This window comes from Arenibacter catalasegens, from assembly GCF_002909235.1.
Taxonomy (GTDB): domain Bacteria; phylum Bacteroidota; class Bacteroidia; order Flavobacteriales; family Flavobacteriaceae; genus Arenibacter; species Arenibacter catalasegens.
This window is the reverse complement of sequence record NZ_PHQQ01000025.1, coordinates 25,818-47,525: the sequence shown is the minus strand read 5'-3', so window position 1 is coordinate 47,525 and position 21,708 is coordinate 25,818. Positions and strand designations below refer to the sequence as shown.

Annotated in this window: 22 protein-coding genes; 14 read left to right on the top strand and 8 right to left on the bottom strand. The window is 38.7% G+C overall.

Annotated features, from left to right (window positions below; translation table 11 throughout):
• The first annotated feature begins 72 nt into the window (after positions 1-72).
• The 4 genes from CWD90_RS17725 to glk all read left to right on the top strand — a co-directional run bounded on the left by CWD90_RS17725 (position 73) and on the right by glk (position 3,961).
• A complete protein-coding gene (locus CWD90_RS17725; protein WP_103477410.1) occupies positions 73-639 on the top strand; it encodes a cupin domain-containing protein in 567 nt (188 codons plus the stop codon).
• 212 nt (positions 640-851) lie between these two features.
• Positions 852-1,841 (top strand): 2-hydroxyacid dehydrogenase, encoded by a 990-nt coding sequence (locus tag CWD90_RS17720; protein WP_103477448.1) that lies wholly within the window; start codon positions 852-854, stop codon positions 1,839-1,841.
• A gap of 22 nt (positions 1,842-1,863) precedes the next feature.
• The gene (locus tag CWD90_RS17715; protein WP_103477409.1) at positions 1,864-2,805 is read left to right on the top strand and encodes a 1-phosphofructokinase family hexose kinase; all 942 of its coding nucleotides are present in this window, start codon (positions 1,864-1,866) and stop codon (positions 2,803-2,805) included.
• Positions 2,806-2,890: 85 nt separating this feature from the next.
• Positions 2,891-3,961 carry a glucokinase gene (gene glk, locus CWD90_RS17710; RefSeq protein WP_103477408.1) on the top strand — a complete coding sequence of 357 codons (1,071 nt, stop codon included), beginning with the start codon at positions 2,891-2,893 and terminating at the stop codon, positions 3,959-3,961.
• A 73-nt stretch (positions 3,962-4,034) separates the two neighbouring features.
• Here glk and CWD90_RS17705 read toward each other — a convergent pair whose 3' ends face one another.
• Positions 4,035-4,895 carry a universal stress protein gene (locus CWD90_RS17705; RefSeq protein WP_103477407.1) on the bottom strand — a complete coding sequence of 287 codons (861 nt, stop codon included), beginning with the start codon at positions 4,893-4,895 and terminating at the stop codon, positions 4,035-4,037.
• Positions 4,896-5,144: 249 nt separating this feature from the next.
• Between CWD90_RS17705 and pta the strand changes: the two genes are divergently transcribed.
• Positions 5,145-7,238 (top strand): phosphate acetyltransferase, encoded by a 2,094-nt coding sequence (gene pta / locus CWD90_RS17700; protein ID WP_103477406.1) that lies wholly within the window; start codon positions 5,145-5,147, stop codon positions 7,236-7,238.
• A 23-nt stretch (positions 7,239-7,261) separates the two neighbouring features.
• Complete coding sequence (locus CWD90_RS17695) at positions 7,262-8,458, top strand: acetate/propionate family kinase (RefSeq protein WP_103477405.1); 1,197 nt, start codon at positions 7,262-7,264, stop codon at positions 8,456-8,458.
• Between the two features lie 95 nt (positions 8,459-8,553).
• On the opposite strand, the gene CWD90_RS17690 is transcribed toward CWD90_RS17695, so the two are convergent.
• Complete coding sequence (locus CWD90_RS17690) at positions 8,554-8,763, bottom strand: YgaP family membrane protein (protein WP_103477404.1); 210 nt, start codon at positions 8,761-8,763, stop codon at positions 8,554-8,556.
• Positions 8,764-9,049: 286 nt separating this feature from the next.
• Between CWD90_RS17690 and CWD90_RS17685 the strand changes: the two genes are divergently transcribed.
• From CWD90_RS17685 to CWD90_RS17675, 3 genes are all read left to right on the top strand, one after another.
• Positions 9,050-9,436 carry a hypothetical protein gene (locus tag CWD90_RS17685; protein ID WP_103477403.1) on the top strand — a complete coding sequence of 129 codons (387 nt, stop codon included), beginning with the start codon at positions 9,050-9,052 and terminating at the stop codon, positions 9,434-9,436.
• Positions 9,437-9,441: 5 nt separating this feature from the next.
• On the top strand, positions 9,442-11,124 hold the full coding sequence (locus CWD90_RS17680) for an ABC1 kinase family protein (protein WP_103477402.1): 1,683 nt from the start codon (positions 9,442-9,444) through the stop codon (positions 11,122-11,124).
• A 172-nt stretch (positions 11,125-11,296) separates the two neighbouring features.
• Positions 11,297-12,061, top strand: a complete 765-nt coding sequence (locus tag CWD90_RS17675) for an exodeoxyribonuclease III (RefSeq protein WP_103477401.1) — start codon at positions 11,297-11,299, stop codon at positions 12,059-12,061.
• Here the strand turns inward: CWD90_RS17675 and CWD90_RS17670 are convergent.
• From CWD90_RS17670 to CWD90_RS17660, 3 genes are all read right to left on the bottom strand, one after another.
• Entirely contained in the window at positions 12,058-12,423 is a 366-nt protein-coding gene (locus CWD90_RS17670; RefSeq protein ID WP_192878041.1) for a hypothetical protein, read from the bottom strand. The two genes, CWD90_RS17675 and CWD90_RS17670, sit on opposite strands and share 4 nt — an antisense overlap.
• Positions 12,424-12,662: 239 nt before the next feature.
• The gene (locus CWD90_RS17665) at positions 12,663-13,061 is read right to left on the bottom strand and encodes a hypothetical protein (RefSeq protein ID WP_103477399.1); all 399 of its coding nucleotides are present in this window, start codon (positions 13,059-13,061) and stop codon (positions 12,663-12,665) included.
• 27 nt (positions 13,062-13,088) lie between these two features.
• Positions 13,089-13,856: a sigma-70 RNA polymerase sigma factor region 4 domain-containing protein gene (locus tag CWD90_RS17660; protein WP_103477398.1), complete on the bottom strand. Its 768-nt coding sequence runs from the start codon at positions 13,854-13,856 to the stop codon at positions 13,089-13,091.
• A 298-nt stretch (positions 13,857-14,154) separates the two neighbouring features.
• Between CWD90_RS17660 and CWD90_RS17655 the strand changes: the two genes are divergently transcribed.
• The 5 genes from CWD90_RS17655 (at position 14,155) to CWD90_RS17635 (ending at position 19,016) form a co-directional block, all read left to right on the top strand.
• Positions 14,155-14,484, top strand: coding sequence for a YtxH domain-containing protein (locus CWD90_RS17655; RefSeq protein ID WP_103477397.1), 330 nt, complete (start codon positions 14,155-14,157; stop codon positions 14,482-14,484).
• Between the two features lie 6 nt (positions 14,485-14,490).
• Complete coding sequence (locus CWD90_RS17650; protein ID WP_103477396.1) at positions 14,491-14,835, top strand: hypothetical protein; 345 nt, start codon at positions 14,491-14,493, stop codon at positions 14,833-14,835.
• A gap of 10 nt (positions 14,836-14,845) precedes the next feature.
• A complete protein-coding gene (locus tag CWD90_RS17645) occupies positions 14,846-15,067 on the top strand; it encodes a DUF6327 family protein (RefSeq protein WP_157941264.1) in 222 nt (73 codons plus the stop codon).
• A gap of 479 nt (positions 15,068-15,546) precedes the next feature.
• Positions 15,547-16,362 carry a patatin-like phospholipase family protein gene (locus CWD90_RS17640; protein WP_103477394.1) on the top strand — a complete coding sequence of 272 codons (816 nt, stop codon included), beginning with the start codon at positions 15,547-15,549 and terminating at the stop codon, positions 16,360-16,362.
• A 149-nt stretch (positions 16,363-16,511) separates the two neighbouring features.
• On the top strand, positions 16,512-19,016 hold the full coding sequence (locus CWD90_RS17635; RefSeq protein WP_103477393.1) for a cation-translocating P-type ATPase: 2,505 nt from the start codon (positions 16,512-16,514) through the stop codon (positions 19,014-19,016).
• 11 nt (positions 19,017-19,027) lie between these two features.
• Here the strand turns inward: CWD90_RS17635 and upp are convergent, their stop codons facing one another.
• The 3 genes from upp to CWD90_RS17620 all read right to left on the bottom strand — a co-directional run bounded on the left by upp (position 19,028) and on the right by CWD90_RS17620 (position 21,707).
• The gene (gene upp, locus CWD90_RS17630; RefSeq protein ID WP_103477392.1) at positions 19,028-19,681 is read right to left on the bottom strand and encodes a uracil phosphoribosyltransferase; all 654 of its coding nucleotides are present in this window, start codon (positions 19,679-19,681) and stop codon (positions 19,028-19,030) included.
• Positions 19,682-19,698: 17 nt separating this feature from the next.
• Positions 19,699-20,781 (bottom strand): site-2 protease family protein, encoded by a 1,083-nt coding sequence (locus CWD90_RS17625; RefSeq protein ID WP_103477391.1) that lies wholly within the window; start codon positions 20,779-20,781, stop codon positions 19,699-19,701.
• A 164-nt stretch (positions 20,782-20,945) separates the two neighbouring features.
• Complete coding sequence (locus CWD90_RS17620; protein ID WP_103477390.1) at positions 20,946-21,707, bottom strand: SDR family NAD(P)-dependent oxidoreductase; 762 nt, start codon at positions 21,705-21,707, stop codon at positions 20,946-20,948.
• Position 21,708 lies beyond the last annotated feature (1 nt).

Below are 21,708 nucleotides of genomic sequence, written 5' to 3'. Positions count from 1 at the left end.
TATTCCGTAACTTAGATATAGGAACTACAAGGTATGTTCCCACTGCCCCTATTCATCTTTAATTTGTGGAATATGCAAAGAAACAGCTTCATCGCAGTCCTATCTACAATCACCGCTCTGCCCTTACTCTCATTTTCATCACTGGATAAAGTATTAAAAAGAAAGAACAAAGGTTTTAAAATTAATGCAGGGGAAGGTAGAATACATGGACATATAAAATTAAAGGGAGTAAACTCTAATGTCTTGGATGTGAAAATATCCGGTAGTGATACCGATAATTCCCTAGCTATATTTGAACAAACTTCTCTTTCCCAAGGAAAAGGAACTCCTTTGCATATACACTTGGAACAGGACGAAATATTTTATGTTCTAGAAGGGGCATACTATTTCAAGGTCGGGGATGAAACCTATAATCTAAGCGTTGGTGATAGCATATTTCTACCTAGAAAAGTTCCACATGCTTGGAGCCAGGTATCTGAAAAAGGTAAAATGATGGTAACACTTCAGCCCGCCGGTAAATTGGAGAACTTTTTTGTTTCTATGTCCGCTTTGGATCATGAGCCTAGTCTAGAAGAGATCAAGCAACTATTTGCAGAAAATGAAATGCAGGTAGTGGGACCTCCATTGAAAATTGAATAACCTCTTGTCCAAGACATTCGCATAAATTGAAACAAACCTCATTCATTGGCTATTTATTCTTAAATAAATACAGGCCTTGACCCTTTTTATCCATACTGTAATAGAATGGATATTACCATAGGGTAATGACCAATATCATATTAGATCACCTTCATAATTACTTCCTTTGGAATTGCAACTAGGACACCTTAATGTGTTTCATAATACAAATAATGAAAGTAGCTGTTTTTAATACACACAAATTTGAGAAAGAATATTTAGTAGATGCCAACGACAATAAACATGAGCTAAAATTATTGGACTCCTATCTTAATATAGATACCACGATTTTGGCCAAGGGTTGTGAAGCCATTTGCATATTCACACAAGATAACGGTTCTGCTCCCGTATTGGACAAGCTGCATGAGATTGGAGTAAAACACATTGCCCTGCGTTCCGCTGGCTATAACAACGTGGATATACCGTACGCCAAATCCCTGGGAATAAGAATTGTCCGTGTTCCGGACTATTCGCCCAATTCCATAGCTGAATTTACAGTGGCAATAATTCTAGCTCTAAACCGCAAGTTAATAAGAAGCCATTATCGCATTATGGAAATGAATTATTCCTTGGACGGATTGGTAGGTTTTGATATGAACGGAAAAACAGTCGGTATTGTTGGTACTGGGAAAATTGGCAGAATCGCGGCTAAAATTCTACATGGTTTTGGATGTCATATTCTGGCATACGATACGGTGATAGACCAAACCCTAGTGGAAGAATGCAAGGCAACCTATACCGATTTGGATAGCCTGTGTAACCAATCCGATATTATTTCCTTACATGTCCCCTTGAAGGAACAAACACATTATCTGGTAAACGAAGCCCAGATCGCCAAAATGAAAAAGGGGGTAATGCTGATCAATACCGGTAGAGGAGGATTGGTAAATACCCAAGATGTTATTAATGGCCTTAAATCCCAACAAATTGGGTATTATGGAATGGATGTTTATGAGGAGGAAGAAGGCTTGTTTTTTGAAGATCATTCGGAAGACATCCTACAGGATGACATGATTGCCCGATTAATGACCTTGCGCAATGTAATGATTACTAGTCATCAGGCTTTTTTAACCGATACCGCCCTAAAAAATATTGCCGAAACGACCATAGAGAATTTGGATTGTCTTGAAAAGGGACTTCCCTGTAAAAACGAGGTCCTCTAAAACTAATAAAACTTCGATTAACATGTACCATAGAATAGTAACACTTACTTTGAACCCAGTACTGGACAAGAGTGTAACAGTGGCGGGCATTAGCCCCAATACAAAATTACGATGCTCCTCACCTACCTATGATGCAGGTGGTGGTGGCATCAATGTATCCCGTGCCGTTAAAAAGTTGGGTATGGATTCACTCTGTATATATCTCGCAGGCGGTCCTACCGGTGAACATTTAAAGCAATTATTGGACAAGACAGGTATTGACCAATTAGCGATTCCCATCGAGGGATGGACACGCGATAATCTTGCTGTTACCGATACCACAACCAATTTACAATACCGCTTTGGGGTACCGGGGCCACAGGTTGAAAAAAAGGAATGGGAAGTTGTATTAGAGATATTGGAAAAAAAATTAAATGAAGGAGATTATTTAGTAGCCAGCGGTAAATTACCCCCGGGAATGCCGGATGATTTTTACGTACAGGTAGCCGAAGTAGCCAAAAAGAAAAAAATTAGGTTTGTTTTGGACACTTCGGGAGAGGCATTGGTAAAGGCAACAAAATCCAGAGTTTTTATGTTGAAGCCCAATTTGGGCGAGCTAAGCTCCTTGTGCGGAGTAAAATCCATATCCGCGATAGAACTGGAAACACTTGCCAAAAAGTTTTTGGATGAACATGATTGTGAGATACTTGTTGTCTCTTTGGGGGCAAAAGGAGCCCTCTTGGCGACTAAAAACCTAATGGAGCATATTCCCGCACCCACTGTTCTGCAAAAAAGTACCATTGGAGCGGGTGATAGCATGGTAGCAGGTATGATAGTGAGTCTGCTTCAGGGCAAAACCTATAGCGAGATGGTAAAATATGGTGTAGCCTGCGGTACCGCAGCTACCATGCATGAAGGTACACAATTGTGCAATAAGGACGATGCAGACATGTTGTACAAATGGATCCAAAAGACACAAAAATAAACCACTTAGAAGCAGTTAAATTGCTTCCTCTAATTCATAACATTAAATTGGACGATAACATAATCATTGCCTAAAAGAAAATAGCATGCAGAACATTGAAAAATTCTCGTTACCCGCTATCCATGAAGGCCAGATACCCTTGGCATTTATGAACACCAAAGCATCCCACGACAAAGGGGTGATTTTGGCCGCTGATGTTGGTGGTACAAAAACAAATTTAGCCCTTTTTCAAATCGAGGCCGGGGATCTAGAACCTTTAAAGGAAAAATCGTATCCCACCAAAAAATATAAATCCTTTATGGAGATAGTGGCTGCCTTTCATACTAAAGAATTACCCAGAATAGATGGGGTTTGTTTAGGAGTTGCCGGCCCCGTAACCCAAGGCAAAGTATTTGGTACCAATTTTTCATGGGCCATAGACAGCGAAGAAATTAGTAAGGAACTACATATCAGTTCCGTTTCTTTGATAAATGATATGGAGGCCAATGCCTATGGTCTGGCAGCACTCCAAGAAAAAGACTTTGAAACACTAAAATACGGATCCAAAATACCAGGCAATGCCGCCTTGATATCTCCAGGTACAGGACTTGGGGAAGCGGGGATGTTCTGGGACGGATTCCACTACCACCCTTTCGCCTGTGAGGGAGGTCATTGTGATTTTAGTCCACGCAGTGAATTGGACATTAAAATTTTACAACACTTTCAACAAAAATATGGTCATGTTAGTTGGGAGAGATTGTTATCTGGTCCTGGAATCTTAGCACTTTATTTGTTCTTACGGGGAATAAGCGGCATAAAGGAACCGCAATGGTTGAGTGATCAAATATCCCAGGAAAATCCTTCTGCCACTATTACCAAGACTGCATTGGAAGGAAAAGATGCTGTTTGTGTAGAAACCTTGGACCTTTTCATACGGTTCTTGGCCATAGAAGCTGCGCAGTTAGCTTTAAAATTTAAGGCTACAGGTGGAATATATATAGGTGGGGGCATCTTGCCGAAAATCCTAACAGGTGTTAACAGGGAAGTCTTTTATAACAATTTTATCCAGTCCGGGCGTTTAAGCTCACTTTTGGAAAAGGTGCCCGTTAAAGTTATCCTTAATGAAAAAACGGCACTCCTTGGAGCCGCTTATTTTGGCGCTATGGCACTTCGCTAGGATTAGGAACAATGGAAATTATGACCCTATTAAGAATTGGTTAGGGACATAATAAACGGTATTTTGAATAAGTTTAAAAATGTAGTGTCTGATGGTTGTGCTCATTAAAACTCATCAAACTCACCCTTCCGTAGTCCTCCATTTTTTTAACAAGGTCTTTATGGAACCATTTTTTAAGAAATCCCTTCTTTTCCCTTTCCAACATAACAATAATATCCGCATTTACTACACCAAGATATACTCTCAGGGTTTCAAATACATCCGCCGAAAACAATAGCTCAAATTCAATCTCTGGATAATCCACCTTGGTTTTGAGCATTTCCTTGAACCACTCCATCAACAAATCCCCCGTATATTCCTCATTTGTGGAAATATGCACCACCTTGATCTTAGCCGATAAAGGCTTGGCAATTTCTGTTAGTTTATGGATGGCATGTATATCTTCCTCCTCAAAATCTGTGGCATAGACTATGGTACGGATATTAATGCGGTCCTCGTCGGCTGGAATGGCCAATACTGGACATGGGGCCCTTTCAATGAGCTTCTTGGTGGTACTGCCTAAAATTAATTCGTCTAAACTGCTTCCTCCTTTAGTACCCACCAAAATCATCTGGGCATGCCAATCTTCTGCCTTGGAAATAATCCCCTTTATCACTGATTTGTTCTGTACCGCTTCCAATTGTATAGTAGGATTGTCCCATTTACTACCCAGGTGTTTACTACAGAATAGCTCCAACTTGGACCGGTGTAATTTAAATATATTCCCTTCCAAACGAGGCTGATCATCAAGTTCTTCCATATCAATAATATTGGAGTCTTCAAAAACATGGGTTACAACCATTCGAGTACTTAATAATCTACTTAAAGCATATGCATATTTCAAAGCAGAGGCTGAGTTTTCTGAATAATCCGTAGCATAAAGCAGTGTTTTCATTTTAAAGATTTATTGAAATATTATAGATTAAACTTGCTGATTGATTATTAGACATTATACCGTATTCCTAATTAGATGGTTTACTCCAACAGCAAATTTGATTGTGGGATAAAGTTCGTTCAATAAAATTAGGGCTTTTTGTTGGAGCATTAAATGACTTCTGTCATATAAGGTAATCTTTCTAAGCCCGAACTTCGCGGTCAGAAAATAATTCGTTAGATTATAAAGTATAAGAAATCCACTTGATTTATGAGTAAAGCCATTTATATTGCCACTACAGAACCCAATAGCGGAAAATCGATCGTATCCTTGGGCCTTATGCAACTATTATTGGGAAAAACGGCCAAAGTGGGCTATTTCAGGCCCATTATAGATGACTTTGAAAAGAACAATGTAGACGACCATATAGATACCATACTAAAGCATTTTGAGGTGGACCAAAAATTCGAGGATTCCTTTGCTTATACACGAAGTGAGGTAGTACAACTCAAAAATTTGGACAAGGATGATGAAATCATAGGTAAAATCATCAATAAGTATAAAGCTATTGAAGATCGTTTCGATATTGTCTTGGTGGAAGGAACCGATTTTTCTGGGGAAGGTGCCATTATAGAGTGGGACATTAATGTTCTAATTGCAAAAAACCTGGGGATTCCCGCAGTCATCATTGCCAACGGAATGGGCAAAACCCTACAAGAATTAGTTGGAAATGTATACATGGCCTATGATTCCTTTAAAGAAAAAGGTGTGGAAGTACTATTGACGGTAGCCAATAAAGTACAGCCTGAGAACATAGATTTAGTGGTCTCAAGTCTCAAGAAAAAATTGCCGGAAAAAGTTTTGGTTGGGGCTATTCCCCTTAACCCAATATTGGGAAATCCTACCGTAAAGGAAATTGCACAGAAACTTTCTGGCAAGGTTTTGTTTGGTGAGAATTTTATAAACAATCAGGCCGGAGAATTTAGTGTGGGAGCCATGCAACTCCGGAATTATCTCACCCATTTAAAAAAGGACAGCTTGGTGATAACTCCTGGGGATCGGGCAGATATAATTTTAGGTGCATTACAGGCCAATATCTCCACCAATTATCCAAATCTTTCAGGCATAATATTAACGGGCGGTCTGTTGCCAGAGGAATCTATCATTAAACTTATTGAAGGACTCTCCGATATAATTCCAATAATATCCGTAGCTGACGGTACTTTTTCGGTAACCAACCGTATAGGCACCATTAAACCAAGAATATATGCGGAAAACAAGGAGAAAATAACAACCTCTATACAGGAATTCGAGAAATATGTACCGATTAATGAATTGGCCGAACGTCTTATTACTTTTAAGGCGGAGGGGATTACCCCTCGGATGTTCCAGTACAATCTTCTAAAAAGGGCTAAATCAGCCAAAAAGCATATTGTTCTTCCCGAAGGAGCGGATGATCGCATCTTATTCGCTACCAAAAAACTAATAGATACCAATGCCGTTACCATTACATTGTTAGGTGACCCTGAGCAAATAAAGGCGAAAATTACGGAGTTGGATATTAATTTGGATTTCAGCAGCATCACTATCATAGATCCCACCTCGTCTCCCAATTTTTTGGATTACGCCGACACCCTTTACGAACTGCGCAAGAATAAAAATGTTAATCTTGCCATGGCGAAAGACCTTATGGAGGATGTTTCCTATTTTGGAACCATGATGGTCTACAAAGGCCATGCCGATGGTATGGTCTCCGGAGCTATTCATACCACCCAGCATACCATTAGGCCGGCATTGCAATTTATTAAAACCAGGCCAGAGGTCTCCATAGTTTCCTCGGTCTTCTTTATGTGTCTCCCCAACCGAGTTACCATATTTGGGGATTGCGCCATAAATCCGAATCCTACAGCAGAACAATTGGCAGAAATTGCTATTTCTTCGGCTGCTACCAGTATCGCTTTTGGTATTGAACCCAAAATTGCCATGCTTTCCTATTCCTCTGGTACCTCAGGGGTTGGTGAGGACGTGGATAGGGTGCGCAAGGCAACAGAAATAATAAAAATGAAACGTCCAGATCTAAAAGTGGAGGGGCCTATTCAGTACGATGCCGCAGTAGATATAAATGTGGGCAAAAGTAAACTGCCGGATTCTGAGGTGGCCGGTCAGGCCAGCGTTTTTATTTTTCCGGACCTCAATACCGGAAACAACACTTATAAGGCCGTACAAAGGGAAACAGGCGCCTTGGCCATTGGTCCAATGTTGCAAGGTCTGAACAAGCCTGTAAACGATCTAAGCCGTGGCTGTACTGTGGATGATATTTTTAATACTGTTGTAATAACTGCCATACAAGCACAAGGCCTTTAATTTAAAAAGATAAATTATAAACTATGAACATACTGATCATCAACGCAGGCAGTTCTTCCATAAAATATCAATTGATTCAAATGCCTACGGAGCTATTGATCTGTAAAGGGGTGATAGAACGCATTGGCTCAAAAAATTCAACAGTGAAGTATAAATCCAATACTGTGGAATCTGAGGAAATAGAGAAAATACCCAATCACAATGTAGGGTTCTTAAAAATGGCAAAGCTATTGATGGACCCCAAGAAAGGGGTTATTCAAAATGTCAACGATATTGGAATTGTAGGCCACCGAGTGGTACATGGTGGAAATACCTTTTCAAAAACAACCTTGATTACACAGGAGGTAAAAGATAAAATACAAGAACTGTCGGTCTTGGCCCCATTGCACAATCCACATAACCTGGAAGGAATTGTATTGGCCGAAGAGGTTTTTCCCACTGCCAAACAAATTGCTGTTTTTGATACGGCTTTTCATCATACAATGCCGGTTAAGGCTAAAAAATATGCAGTGCCCGATGAACTTTATACCGATCGCCGTATCCAAGCATACGGTTTTCACGGCACCAGTCATAAATATGTGTCCGAAAAGGCCATTTCCTATCTACAATTGAATAATTCCAAAATAATTACCATCCACTTGGGCCATGGTTGCAGTATGACCGCGGTAAGAGATGGTATAAGTGTTGATCATTCTATGGGCTTCACTCCTTCCAACGGACTTATCATGGGCTCTAGAAGTGGGGATATAGATCATGCCCTAATTTTCTATTTGGTAAATAGTTTGGGATATAGTTTGGAAAAAGTGAACACTCTTCTCACTAAAAAAAGTGGTATGCTTGGGCTAACAGGCCACAGTGATTTAAGAGATATAGAAGCAAAAGCCGAATCGGGAAATCCGGAATGTATATTGGCCTTGGAAATGAACGCCTACCGCATAAAGAAATATATAGGTGCCTATGTTGCTGCCATGAACGGTTTGGATGCCCTGGTCTTTACGGCAGGTATCGGGGAGAATTCCAGTACACTTAGGAAACTTGTATGTTCAGAAATGGAGTATTATGGCATAGTCCTGGATGCCAGTAAAAACGATATAAAATCATCCGACATCCGGGAAATTAGCAACGCCATGGCCAAGGTCAAAATTTTGGTAGTACCTACTAACGAGGAGTTGGAGATAGCGAAACAGGCATATAGTTTATCTCAAGATCAAGGATTTTAATACGATATGTTCCAAGTCCATTAGCGGAGAAATCCAATTTTTACCGTTCCCGATTATTAGTACTAATCAAAAAAAACTAATGACAGGCCTAACCTTTACTCTTTTTTCACTTTACATGTTTTTATTCCAAAAGGAAAGTACAAAGGACAAAAACCAATAAAACTGGTCAGGAAAAAGACAATGGCCAAAACTACTAGGACAATGCCCAGTATTCCAGAAATAGTACCATTGTAATAAAGTGCAACTAATGCCGCAGCGATTACAAATCGTAAGGTTCGGTCTAAATTACCCATGTTTTTCTTCATAATTATAAATTTAAGTTAGACATTAAATAAAGAGTCAACAAGCAACTTTGTATAGCTTCTGATACTCCTTTTATGGTTGATTCAATTTTAAACACTTTATTTGGATAGGAATTGGTCTACACTACAAGACTACTGCTCCAACACCTTTCCCAATTTTTTAAATATTCGATTTAACACTCCAAAGGAAAGGGATATAAATACGTCCTCAAATGACATATATCATTTCAGAGGTCCTTAGGTTTAAATAAATTTGGAATCTACCTCATCGTATAAAATATAAATTAACATGGAAAAAGAAATTATATATAATTCAAGCCTGCATTTTGAACACGAAATTTGGAGACGCGAACTCCTTTTTTGGAACGATGAATTGATATTTTTCAATAATAGGCTTAGTGAATTGGTCACTAGGTGGACCAAAAAAGAGGTACTGAAACAATTGGAACACTTTCAAAACGAATTCATCCTACACGGAGGAGTAATAGAGGATATGCTGGAAGCTATTGAAATCCACGAAACCCGCCTGGCCGGACAAGACCTAACGGGACAGGATGCCATGGACACCAGCATGGTAAAAAAGCACATGGAGTTCAGAAAAAAAATGGAGACACAAGAACAGATTTATGCAGAACTTAAAAGAGACTTCTTCCGATTTTTGACCCAATATCTATAATTTATATGTTTGGAATAAAACTTCCCAAGAAACAAAACCTCAAAAGATACAACACTCTATTTGGGGTGCTTACGAAATATGGTTTTGAGGATATTATGGCCAGCAGTAAAGCCAAAAAGTTCATCCCTAAAAACTATTTAGCAAAACATCCTGAGACCGAAAAACTGTTATCAGTATCTACTTTTGAGCGAATCCGAATGGTGCTGGAAGAACTAGGTCCGTCCTATGTGAAAATGGGGCAGATTCTGAGCAACCGTGACGATATGTTACCACCAGGTCTTATTAAAGAGCTTGAAAAACTACAAGATCAAGCGCCATCTTTGCCAAATTTTGAAGTGGAAAAAATAATTTCGGAAGAACTGGATATTGATTGTTCCCAATATTTCCTGTCCATTGAACCCAAACCACTTGCAGCCGCCTCCTTGGCACAGGTTCATAAGGCGCAGCTGCTCAATGGCAATTGGGTTGTGTTAAAAATTCAGCGACTAAACATATCGGAAGTTATTGCCTCCGATATTTCCATTATGAAAGAAGTGGCCATGGCTTTAGAAAAATATAGTGACCAAGTAAAGGCCTTTCAGCCTCTAAAATTGGTAGAATCCTTTGAAAAAAGCATCACAGAAGAGCTTAGTTTTTTAAGGGAAATGGATAATTTGGAACATTTTGCCAAAAATTTTGAGGGTAACAATGCCATATATGTTCCCAAGGCATATCGCGAACTGAGCACTGACCAGATTATTTGTATGGACTGGGTTGACGCAATTAAGGTATCCGAACTTGAAAAGTTAAGAGAACAAAATATTGATTCCAGGGCAGTGGCAAAAGTTGGGGTTGACTTGTATTTGGAACAGGTTTTGGAACATGGCTTTTTCCATGCCGATCCGCATCCGGGAAATATATTTGTACTCCCGGAGGTTCAAAAAATCTGTTTTATAGATTTTGGGATGATGGGAACCATAATGCCCAATGACAAGGAAGCATTAATGGAACTTCTCCTTTGTTTTTTAAAAAAAGATGTAAAGAAAATAATTCCAATTCTTAAAAAAATTGCCCTAAAGAATGATATCCCGGATGAAAAAAAGTTGGAATATGATTTATATGAATTAGTGGAAGGCATTAGCAATACATCTATTCGAAATATTAAGTTGGGAATTACTTTGGAACAATTTAAAAATGTTCTTTACGAGAACAGGATTACCATACCGCACTACTTGTATATACTTATTAGGGCTTTGGTCATTATTGAAGGTGTAGGCCTAAAACTAGATCCAGAATTCAACATTACGGATAATCTAAAACCCTATATGGCCAAAATAACCCGCAAACGGTTTGGGTTAAAACGACTTTTTCAAAAAAATCTAAATCGATTTCAAGATTACAATTCGCTTTTGGACAAATTACCTGCCGACATTAATGAAATTGTAGATAAGATCAAAGACGGGAAATTGGTCATTGTCCATGAACACAAAGGCCTCAATGAATTTAGAATAACCCTTAAGACAGCCTTTAACCGTTTGGTCTATGCCGTTATTATTGCTGCCTTATCTATAGGTTCTGCCCTTTTGGTAATGGCAGATATGCCTCCAAAGATTAGTGGAATACCGGTATTGGGTGCCATAGGTTTTATCCTTTCCGCAATTATTGGATTAGTTATATTGATTTCCATTCATAGGAATAAAGAAGAATGAACCGACAAATTAAATTTTGCATTGCTATAACAACAAACCATGCTATATGCCATACCATGGTCTATGTCAGATTTTAAAAACTTTCAATTATCGGTTTTTTTAAACAGGACCTAATTATTATCTTTATTCCCGGCACTATTTAACGGCCCATTTCCAAATTAAAATTGAAGCGATGAAAATAATTTCATGGAACGTCAACGGCATTAGGGCCATTGCAAAAAAAGACTTTTTTGAAACTGTGAAAAAAATGGCCCCTGATATTCTTTGCCTTCAAGAAACCAAGGCTCAGGACCACGAAGTTGAAGAGACCCTTTCCAAATTGGAGCATTACAACAGAAATTATAATTCGGCCGATAAAAAAGGATATTCTGGTACCGCAATTTTGAGTAAAACAGCCCCTATTGTCATTTCCAGTGATATGAATATTTCCGAACATGATGCCGAAGGTCGTATACAATGTGCGGAATACGATGACTTCTTTTTGGTAAACGTCTACGTGCCTAATTCAGGGCAGCAATTAGACCGTCTGGACTACCGTAAGCAATGGGATGCCGATTTTCTAAACTACCTCAAAAACCTTGAACAGACAAAACCCGTAATTGCTTGCGGAGATTTTAACGTGGCCCATAGAGCTATTGACCTTAAGAACGATAAGAGTAATTATAACAAAACGGCAGGATACACTCAAATTGAAATTGATGGAATGGATAATTTTATCAAATCCGGTTTTGTAGATTCATTTAGACATTTTCATCCGGATGTAGTCGCCTATACCTATTGGAGTTATCGATTTAAGTCGAGGGAAAGAAACACCGGTTGGCGTATAGATTATTTTTTGGTAAGCAAATCACTGGTAGAACGTATAAAATCCGTTGAAATTCTATCGGAATATTTTGGATCGGACCACTGCCCTATAGCCATGGAAATAGAATCTTAAAAGGCTCCATGATCCCCTAAATATTGTTGCAGTACACTTAACTGAAAATTCCCTACAACCTGGAGGCCGGCATCCGCGTTCATTAGTACCAAACCATATGCCAGATGTGACAATTTGCAGTCGCTAACCACATGCTTTTCTATCCCTGTGAATACGGGCCTAAAGTGTTGATCGATTTCCAAACCCGAAGATCCCCCAACGGTCATGGCCTTGACCACGGCTTCCGTGATTTGTTCGGGAGATAAGCCTTGTTCCAGCAGATCACTGGCCAAATGCTTTAAGCGAAAACTATAGTAGAAATCCAAAAAATTGGCAATACTGTCTATAGTCCTATTGTCCGAATTAAAAATTGAGATCTCCATAACTTTCATGTGTATTTAGTCTATGTCACTTTATTAATTGACATAAATTATTAGACTCTTTTTAGTGTCCGGTCCAGCGGAGTTGAGACCTTATTTTTTTACTGATTTCAAAAATAATTACCTCTCCACTGTGCTCGAGGAGACATTAAGGTAATTTTGTAATTCACTGATTTAAATCTGTAAATATTTCGTTGTTTTTTGTCTAGTACTTAACTGCTGTACATCCGTAAAAGATATAATCACAATTTCTTGGCGTATCCAAATACCATTTTTTTAAATTCCTTAAAGTCGTTGGTAAATAAATCCATTTGCTCCTTTAGGGTGGCATGTTTTTTCCGGTAGTCCTGATCGGACACACCTTTATCACCACTTATTAAACGGGACAACTCCTTTTCATGTGCTACAATATTTTCCGCCAAATAATCAAATAGGGTTTCATGAATTTTGTCAAGATATTGGAGCATCTGTCCGTATTTGGAAGTATTTATTTGTTCCTTATCCAACAAATCAGTAAAAAATTTCGACTCGTCTTGCCAAAAGGCAATGGTATTCAGCCATTCCCTACTTTCCTGGTGTAACGCGTCCAATGTTTCGTCCACTATCAATTCCTTTTTTGAACCTGATGATTTGGCCTTCATTAGTTTATATTTTAAATTATACCTTGATTAGCCTACATATCTTTTTAAAAAACTAGTGCGCAAACTTTTTCTGGCAGCTTCCAATATTGATTCCACCTCTTTAATGGTACTTTTGCGTATTTTGGCAATTTCCGCCACATCAAACTGGTGTTCGGTAAAAAGTTCATAGACTTTTTGCATTGGTATGGGTAATTGATGCAACACCATTTCGGAATGCTTTCTAATGTTTTCAACATCCAATTCCTTATCTAATTGATCCATCATCTTTTGGTCATTATCCTCAACAAAAACATGGTTCAGAATATAATCGTTCTTGGCATAGGAAATATCGTCCAATTCCTCGGTCATAACCAAATCACCATCGCCGTCGGTAGAAAATTTTTCCTGCATTGCATCCCATTCCGGTTTGGAATAGTTGTCTATATTCTCAAAAAAAATCGAATCAAATTCTTCTTCTACCATAATATCCCCTAACAATTCATCTACCTTTTTGAACATCCAAAGGTGCAATTCTTTTTCATTTTTAATCTCGTCGATATGGTCATATACCTCTATAAAAAGTTGGTCGATAAAATCATCTGCCCTATACTTGTTCTTATCCATTTTATTTGTTGCCAAGGCACGGTTCAGATTCTTCTGAATATATCGTTTCACGGCTGGCATAGCCTTTAACAAAATATTGTTAAAGGATGATACATCACCTTCCTTTTTAAAGCCTAATAAATCAGAAAACTTACTGGCCACAAATAAGTGAAATTCCCTTTGCCTTTGATAAATATTTACAGATTCTCCCATGTCCTTATATTTTAAGTATTGCTATGTGTCAAAAGTGCGAATTTAATCCCTCATATAAAATGATTAATATCATCTGTACAAAACAAACCCGACCTTTCTACCTCTCTTAATTATGATTACTTGTTAATTGCAACCAATATTGCTTTAATCCCCTTATCCATCCTCCATAATTGCAGATGTCCCTAATTTTAAAAATCAATTTTCTTTTACAATATGATTAAAATCATTTGAAATAGATTTAGATCAGTTTAATTTTAGGTATTAAATAAACACTATAATAAACTTAAAATTAATAATCATGACAAACAACGATGGAAATATTCTTTTGGCTTTATTGACCGGGGCTGCCATAGGTGCAGGAATAGGAATTTTATATGCTCCCGACAAGGGCATAGAAACAAGGCACAAAATTAAACAAAAGGTGGGGGAAACTACCCACGATTTAACGGACAGAATTTCACATGCCAAGGAGGAACTTACTAAAACTGCAAACGCGAAAAAAGATGCATTTGAACGTAAACTGGATGAAGCCATCTCTACAATGAGCTATAAGGCAGATGACATTATTGCTAGCTTGGAGCACAAATTAGAAGACCTTAAAAAGAAAAACGCACAATTCCAAAAATAAGGTAATATGGCCTTGACTGAACTTAAGAAAGACCTTACAGAAGCAGAAGCCGATGTAAGGTCTTATCTAGAAAATAGCGAGGAGTATGCCAAGCTAAAAATATTTAAGGTACTAATGGAGCTTGTGACCACTTTTGCACTAACTCTTTTAATAGGGGCTTTGCTCCTATTAGCCTTGATTTTATTATCTTGGGCAGCATCCAATGCGCTCAATGAAGTCATGGAAAGCGCCTACCTAGGGTTTTTGTTTATAGGTACGGGCTATATCCTTATTGCGGCCATATGTTATTTTATTAGGGATAGGATCAATGCGCCTTTACTCCGCAAATTTTCCAAACATTATTTTGATTAAAATTATGGGGATGCAGTACAACTCTTTTAAGGAAATTGATGAAAGGCTTATGGTCTTAAAATTACAGCGTAAAATTGAAATCGAAAGCTTAAAATTAAACCTCAACCAGGCCAAGTCAAATCTTCGACCTTTGCAATTGGCAGGAAGCCTGAAAGGCAGCTTTCAGAAGATTCTATTGACCTTTGCTATAAAAAAGCTTAAGGCTATTTTTAACAGGAGGCGAGAGTCTTAAATTTGAAATAAATTCAAAATAACGAAATTAAAAATCCGCTACAGCTCTCAGTCACTTTTGGTTTCAAATAATAATCCTTCTATTGTGTGTGATCGGTGGTCATTAAAACTTCGTTCATAAAATCTGACTAAGTTCGGATCGCCGTTTCGGTAGCCATTCCAATAATAACTGCAAAATCCTCTAAGGGAATTCCTATTCCACCATTGGGTTTGTCTTGGTAAACATCTTTGTCATAAAGTTCCAAAATTGCCCATATCAAAAAGTAAATGGAAAGCCCGACCCGATAATATTTTGTCCCTAGCTTACGGTATATTCCTTTTGCGCGATAACTTACAAGTTCTGCAAATGTAAAGTCACTTTAGTTAATCGAAAAGATATGGATCATAAGATAGGCCTTGATTCGTTAAAACCTGATAATGGTCATGTCCGGATTACTATATTTAGAATAGTTTTGAGTTTAACTTTAAAAGTGAAGACTTATGACTACAGGTTTGGTCTTATCCGGTGGGGGTATTCGCGGCATTGCCCACATTGGAGCCATAAAAGCTTTGGAAGAATATGGTATTTATCCCTCCCAAATTGCAGGTACTAGCGCAGGTGCAATAGTTGGCGCACTATATGCAGCAGGTTGTTCATGTAATGAAATGTTAGATTTTTTTAAGACCACGCAGATATTCAGTTTAAACAATTACGCCATGGGAAAACCAGGATTTTTGGATACTGAAAAATTCTATGATCAATTTAGAACCTACCTGCCACATGACAGTTTTGAATTACTGGAAAAACGACTTTATATTACGGCAACCAACCTACTTGATGGCACCTTAAAGGTATTTGATAGTGGTGAGCTCATTAGACCGGTATTAGCCTCTGCTGCCGTTCCCGGTTTATTTGCACCTATGAAAATCGAGAATGGTTATTATATAGATGGAGGTACCCTTAATAATTTTCCGGTAGACCTTATAAGAAGGAATTGTGATCGAATTGTAGGAGTTTATGTAAATCCGTTCAATAAAGTAAACATAGATGACCTCAACCATGTAAACAAGGTCTTGGAGCGGACGTATCATGTTATGATGTCCAACGAAACAAGCCTTAAATTTATTGACTGTGATTTACTGATACGTCCCATAAATATAAATCGTTATGGTATGTTCTCCCTAAAGAACATTGATAGCATTTTCCATTTGGGCTATACGGCCGCCTCGAAAGCCTTGAAAGAAAGTACCCTTTCCTCTGAATTACTATTAGCAGCTGAATTAGAGGCAATGAATGGTTTTTCTATAAATACTTAGCCGTTGACAACTAATGGCCAAGTAAACCCTATAGATTTTTCACTTCTTGAAATTCTTAAAATGGGCTTTTTAAGTCACCCTATTAAGGAAGTTATGTTGGATTATGAGGACTTACTTTGATTCTTTATTAATTTCTTAATTTAGATTATATGATCAACCCTAGTGATTTTGGTATTGAAGGACTATCCGATGAGGCTGTAGAGCACTCCAGAAAGCAGCATGGAAAAAATAGCCTGAGCTACAAAAAGGAAAATAGTTTTTTGGATGCCCTAAAAAGTGTTGCCCAGGAGCCTATGGTTATCCTTTTGATGGTGGCTGCCTCCATTTACTTTATAACAGGAAATAATGGTGATGGAATATTTATGGTCTCTGCCATTGTCTTGGTGGCCTCAATTTCACTTTATCAGGATTCCAAAAGTAGAATGGCTTTGGAAAAATTAAAAAACCTCACCCAACCCAATAGCCAAGTCATTAGGAATGGAGTGGTCCTAGAAATACCGAGTGAGGAGTTGGTTGTAGGTGATAGTCTGATGGTTGAGGAAGGCAATACTATTCCAGCGGATGCAACCATTGTGCATTCCAACGATTTCTCCATTGATGAATCCATACTCACGGGTGAATCCCTTTCTGTTTTTAAAGATAGCTCAACATCGGACAATAAAATTTTTGGCGGCACAACAGTAGCTAGTGGCCTTGCCATTGCCACCGTTACCGAAATTGGCAACAATACCCAATTGGGTAAAATTGGAAAAAGCTTGGAAAGTATCCAAGAAGAAAAGACACCTTTGGAAAGACAGATTTCCAGTTTCGTTAAAAATATGTCTATTTGGGGAGGTATCATATTTCTAATGGTCTGGGGAATAAACTATTTCCAAACATACGAGGTATTAAACAGTTTGTTAAAAGCCCTAACCTTGGCTATGAGTATTCTGCCCGAAGAAATACCGGTAGCCTTTACCACTTTTATGGCTTTAGGCTCCTATAGGTTAATGAAAATGGGTATCGTGGTAAAACAAATGAAAACAGTTGAATCTTTAGGCGCTGCTACTGTTATTTGTACCGATAAAACGGGTACCATAACCCAAAACAAGATGGAATTGGCCAAACTTTTCACCTTGGAAACAGGAGAGATATGTCCTGCAGATGGCCAGGGGGACACATCAGAGGTACAACTGGTCACCATGGCGATGTGGGCAAGCGAGCCCATACCGTTCGATCCAATGGAAAAAGCTTTGCATGGGGCCTATGCCAAGGTAGTTCCCGTGGACCTAAGGCCACAATTTAAAATGGTTCACGAGTATCCCTTGAGTGGAAAACCGCCAATGATGACCCATATTTTCGAGGATATGAGCGGGAATCGAATTATTGCCGCCAAAGGTGCCCCTGAAGCCATAATGGAAGTTTCTAAATTGACACAGGCCGAAAAAAAACAGCTAACGGACATCTTAAACAATTTGGGAAGCCAAGGTTACCGCGTTCTTGGAGTTGGACAAGCAGATTTTAAAGGGTTTGACTTCCCCAAGATACAGCAGGATTTTAGGTTTAATTTTAAAGGAATTGTGGCTTTTTATGACCCTCCGAAAGAAAATATTCGAGAGGTGCTTAAAGATTTTGACAGGGCAGGAATCCAAGTAAAACTAGTTACAGGCGACAATACTGTCACTTCAATGGCCATAGCTAAGCAAATAGACTTTCTTGGCTACGAAAAAACAATGACCGGTAATGAACTTATGCTATTGGAAGACACTGAATTGCAAAAAAAGGTAAAGTCTACCCAAGTCTTTACCCGTATGTTCCCCGAAGCGAAACTAAGAATCGTAAATGCCATTAAGGCCAATAATGAAATAGTAGCTATGACCGGTGATGGAGTCAACGACGGACCAGCGCTTAAGGCCGCGCATATCGGTATTGCTATGGGTAAAAAAGGAACCGAAATTGCAAAACAAGCGGCATCCCTGATTTTGGTCGATGACGACCTCTCCAAAATGGTCGATGCTATTGCGATGGGTAGAAAAATTTATAGCAATCTAAAAAAGGCCATACAGTATATCATTTCAATTCATATCCCTATCATCTTAACCGTATTTATTCCCTTGGCCCTGGGATGGGCCTACCCTACTATATTTTCGCCTTCCCATGTTATTTTATTGGAATTGATTATGGGGCCTACCTGCTCTATCATTTACGAAAACGAACCCATGGAAAAAAATGCGATGATTAAAAAACCAAGGCCGTTTACAACCTCATTTTTCAAATTCAAGGAGTTGATAACCAGTGTCATACAGGGTTTAGTAATTACTTTGGGAGCCTTATTCATTTATCAATATGCTGTTTTTGAAGAATCTAATGAATCCACTACTAGGACTATGGTATTTATGGTTTTGATATCTGCCAATATCTTTCTAACCTTGGTAAACCGCTCTTTCTATTATTCCGTTTGGACCACCTTAAAATATAAGAACAATCTAGTGCCAATAATTATTGGCGTTACTTTAGCTTTGGCCACCCTATTGCTCTTTGTGCCTCCTTTGACCAATTTCTTTCAATTTGAAAGGTTAAGTGGGCAGCAACTGGGAATTTCTGTCTTTGTAGGCATGATCTCTGTACTATGGTATGAAATAGTGAAATTGGTGAAAAGGGCGAAAGGCAAATAAATAGTAAGCCTCTATAGCTTTTCCCCAAATGCCAAATCCCCTGCGTCTCCTATGCCTGGTATTATATACCCCTTATGGTTTAATTTGAAGTCGATTGCCGCGATCCACAAATGTGTATTCTTGGGAAAAACTTCCATAAGGTGCTCTATTCCCGATTGGGATCCTATCACAGAAATAATATGGATTTGCTTTGGCTCACCATGATCCTTTAAGGCCTTTAAAACATTTTCTAATGTTTTTCCTGTGGCCAACATGGGATCTGTTAAGATCAAGGTCTTATTTTCCAAGGAGGGAGCCGCAAAATATTTTACAATCACTTCAAAAGCATCCTCATCTCCACGGTGGTGTCTAAAGGCGGAAATAAAGGCATTTTCAGCGTCATCAAAATAATTTAAAAGCCCTTGGTGCAAGGGGAGTCCCGCACGCAAAACCGAACACAGTACCAAATCATCAGCCGGTAAAGACATTTCTTTGGTCCCCAAAGGCGTTTGCACCGTACAGTTCCTATAGCTTAGCGCCTTACTCAGCTCGTAGCCGAGTATTTCTCCAATACGTTCTATATTGCGCCTAAAACGCATGCTATCTTTCTGAGTATTGGTATCCCTAATTTCAGCTACAAATTTGTTCAATAGTGAATTACCTTCCCCTAAGCTATGAATAATCATGAATTATCTATTTTGTTCTAAGATACTGATTTCAATAAAATGAACTCGCTAATGTTTACCATGTCAATGGCTCCGATCAACTTTTTATTACCTGTCACTGGAAAAAAGTGCTTCCTTTCCTTGCCTACAAGTTCTAGAACCTTGGTTATTTCAGTGGATTCATCAATAATGGTAAAGTTCTTATCCATAATGTCCTTGACTAAAATAGAGGGGTTCTTGGCATACTTAATAACATCATTCTGGGTCACTATCCCTAGTATTTCCTTGTCCAGTGCTACTACAAAATCCTTTTCAGTTCCTGCTAAAAGGATATCTATTACCTCTTGTACATTATTATCGGGACGTAATACCGTAATCTTGGTCAAGGTGGCTTCCTTTACCAAGTGCCCCTGTAACAAGGAGTTTCGCTTCACCATTTGGTTCTCACCATACGCACCAAAGAATATGAAAAAAGCAATCAAAATCAAAAAAGGATTAACAAAAAAGCCTAAAATAAAGAATACAACGGCCAAAGTCTGGCCGATACCTGCGGCTATATTTGTAGCCTGCACCCTACTTAATCTAAATGCCAATAAAGCTCTTAATACCCGGCCCCCATCCATCGGAAAAGCTGGAATAAGATTAAACACTACCAACATGACATTTGCAATAAACAAATAGAAAAGGAAATTTTGCAAGTTGGGTTCATAGAGCATCTCTTCCACAACCACATTATCAAAATTAAAATAGCTCTTGAGAGGAATTATTAAAGATAAAATAATAGCAATGACAACATTGACTGCAGGACCTGCCAAGGCCACTAGTAATTCCTGCTCTGGTTTTTCTGGCATTTTGTCCAAAGTTGCCACTCCACCAATAGGCAAAAGAATAATTCTTTTGGTCTTTATATTAAATTTTCTGGCAGTCAGCGCATGTCCCAATTCATGGAGCACTACACAAGCCATTAACACCAAAATAAATCCCTGATTAATGGCTACCCTTTCGAAGTTACCGCTATTCTGAAATTCAACAAATCCGGCCCAAATCAACAATAAGGCAAATGTCCAATGTACCTCCAATTGTATCCCTGCAACTTTGCCTAACTTTAAAAAACCCTTCATAACTAATATTTTGATGAAGATATTCCCGTAGCCCGACTTTGACAATGACAAATATCATATGTTGGTAGGAATGCAGTTGTCGGTCAACACCTTAATTAGCAAATACCACAGCACCAAAAACCATAGTTTTCCGTCGGGATTTAGTATAAGATTAACAAGGTACCTTATGAACTGAGCATACCTCCATCTACCACATGGGTGGTACCTGTAATATACTTGCTTTCGTCCGATGCCAAGAAAAGGACCATAGCGGCAATCTCGCTAGATTCGGCATATCGCTTTAAGGGCACAGCGGCTTCAAAGCCCTTCATGATGTCATTAGGACTTCCAGGAGACATATCCTTTTCTAGACGTCTCATCATATTATTATTGACAGGGCCCGGGTGAACGGTATTAACACGAATTTTTCTTGCCGCATTTTCTTGCGCCGCTACCCTCATTATACCCACCACAGCATGTTTGCTAGTAACATATGCCCCAAGTCCGGCAAAACCCTTTAAACCTGCCACGGAAGAAGTAATAATAACGCTACCGCCCTCCGTCATTTTCGGGATTACATGCTTGCATCCCAGCCATACCCCCTTTAGGTTCACGGCAATAACCCTATCAAAAATCTCTTCCGGATATTCGGCAATGGGTTTGGAAGTACCTTCTATACCTGCATTGGCAAAGAATATATCGATCTTTCCATGAACCTCTAGGGTTGTTTCTACAAATTTCTCGGTGTCCTTAACTTTTGAAACATCGGCCACACAATAGGACAGATTCTCATGATCCAACTCGTAGCTGGCTTTTTCCAGAACTTCCTTGATTATATCTACAATAACCACCTTGGCCCCTTCTTCCAAAAACATTTTTGCTGTGGCAATTCCTATTCCTCCTGCACCGCCAGTAATTATAGCTACTTTATCCTTCAATCGTTCCATG

Coding starts and splice junctions, on each gene's coding strand:
- CWD90_RS17725 (WP_103477410.1), top strand. CDS start 73: ATGCAAAGAAACAGCTTCATCGCAGTCCTATCTACAATCACCGCTCTG.
- CWD90_RS17720 (WP_103477448.1), top strand. CDS start 852: ATGAAAGTAGCTGTTTTTAATACACACAAATTTGAGAAAGAATATTTA.
- CWD90_RS17715 (WP_103477409.1), top strand. CDS start 1,864: ATGTACCATAGAATAGTAACACTTACTTTGAACCCAGTACTGGACAAG.
- glk (WP_103477408.1), top strand. CDS start 2,891: ATGCAGAACATTGAAAAATTCTCGTTACCCGCTATCCATGAAGGCCAG.
- CWD90_RS17705 (WP_103477407.1), bottom strand. CDS start 4,895: ATGAAAACACTGCTTTATGCTACGGATTATTCAGAAAACTCAGCCTCT.
- pta (WP_103477406.1), top strand. CDS start 5,145: ATGAGTAAAGCCATTTATATTGCCACTACAGAACCCAATAGCGGAAAA.
- CWD90_RS17695 (WP_103477405.1), top strand. CDS start 7,262: ATGAACATACTGATCATCAACGCAGGCAGTTCTTCCATAAAATATCAA.
- CWD90_RS17690 (WP_103477404.1), bottom strand. CDS start 8,763: ATGAAGAAAAACATGGGTAATTTAGACCGAACCTTACGATTTGTAATC.
- CWD90_RS17685 (WP_103477403.1), top strand. CDS start 9,050: ATGGAAAAAGAAATTATATATAATTCAAGCCTGCATTTTGAACACGAA.
- CWD90_RS17680 (WP_103477402.1), top strand. CDS start 9,442: ATGTTTGGAATAAAACTTCCCAAGAAACAAAACCTCAAAAGATACAAC.
- CWD90_RS17675 (WP_103477401.1), top strand. CDS start 11,297: ATGAAAATAATTTCATGGAACGTCAACGGCATTAGGGCCATTGCAAAA.
- CWD90_RS17670 (WP_192878041.1), bottom strand. CDS start 12,423: ATGGAGATCTCAATTTTTAATTCGGACAATAGGACTATAGACAGTATT.
- CWD90_RS17665 (WP_103477399.1), bottom strand. CDS start 13,061: ATGAAGGCCAAATCATCAGGTTCAAAAAAGGAATTGATAGTGGACGAA.
- CWD90_RS17660 (WP_103477398.1), bottom strand. CDS start 13,856: ATGGGAGAATCTGTAAATATTTATCAAAGGCAAAGGGAATTTCACTTA.
- CWD90_RS17655 (WP_103477397.1), top strand. CDS start 14,155: ATGACAAACAACGATGGAAATATTCTTTTGGCTTTATTGACCGGGGCT.
- CWD90_RS17650 (WP_103477396.1), top strand. CDS start 14,491: ATGGCCTTGACTGAACTTAAGAAAGACCTTACAGAAGCAGAAGCCGAT.
- CWD90_RS17645 (WP_157941264.1), top strand. CDS start 14,846: ATGCAGTACAACTCTTTTAAGGAAATTGATGAAAGGCTTATGGTCTTA.
- CWD90_RS17640 (WP_103477394.1), top strand. CDS start 15,547: ATGACTACAGGTTTGGTCTTATCCGGTGGGGGTATTCGCGGCATTGCC.
- CWD90_RS17635 (WP_103477393.1), top strand. CDS start 16,512: ATGATCAACCCTAGTGATTTTGGTATTGAAGGACTATCCGATGAGGCT.
- upp (WP_103477392.1), bottom strand. CDS start 19,681: ATGATTATTCATAGCTTAGGGGAAGGTAATTCACTATTGAACAAATTT.
- CWD90_RS17625 (WP_103477391.1), bottom strand. CDS start 20,781: ATGAAGGGTTTTTTAAAGTTAGGCAAAGTTGCAGGGATACAATTGGAG.
- CWD90_RS17620 (WP_103477390.1), bottom strand. CDS start 21,707: ATGGAACGATTGAAGGATAAAGTAGCTATAATTACTGGCGGTGCAGGA.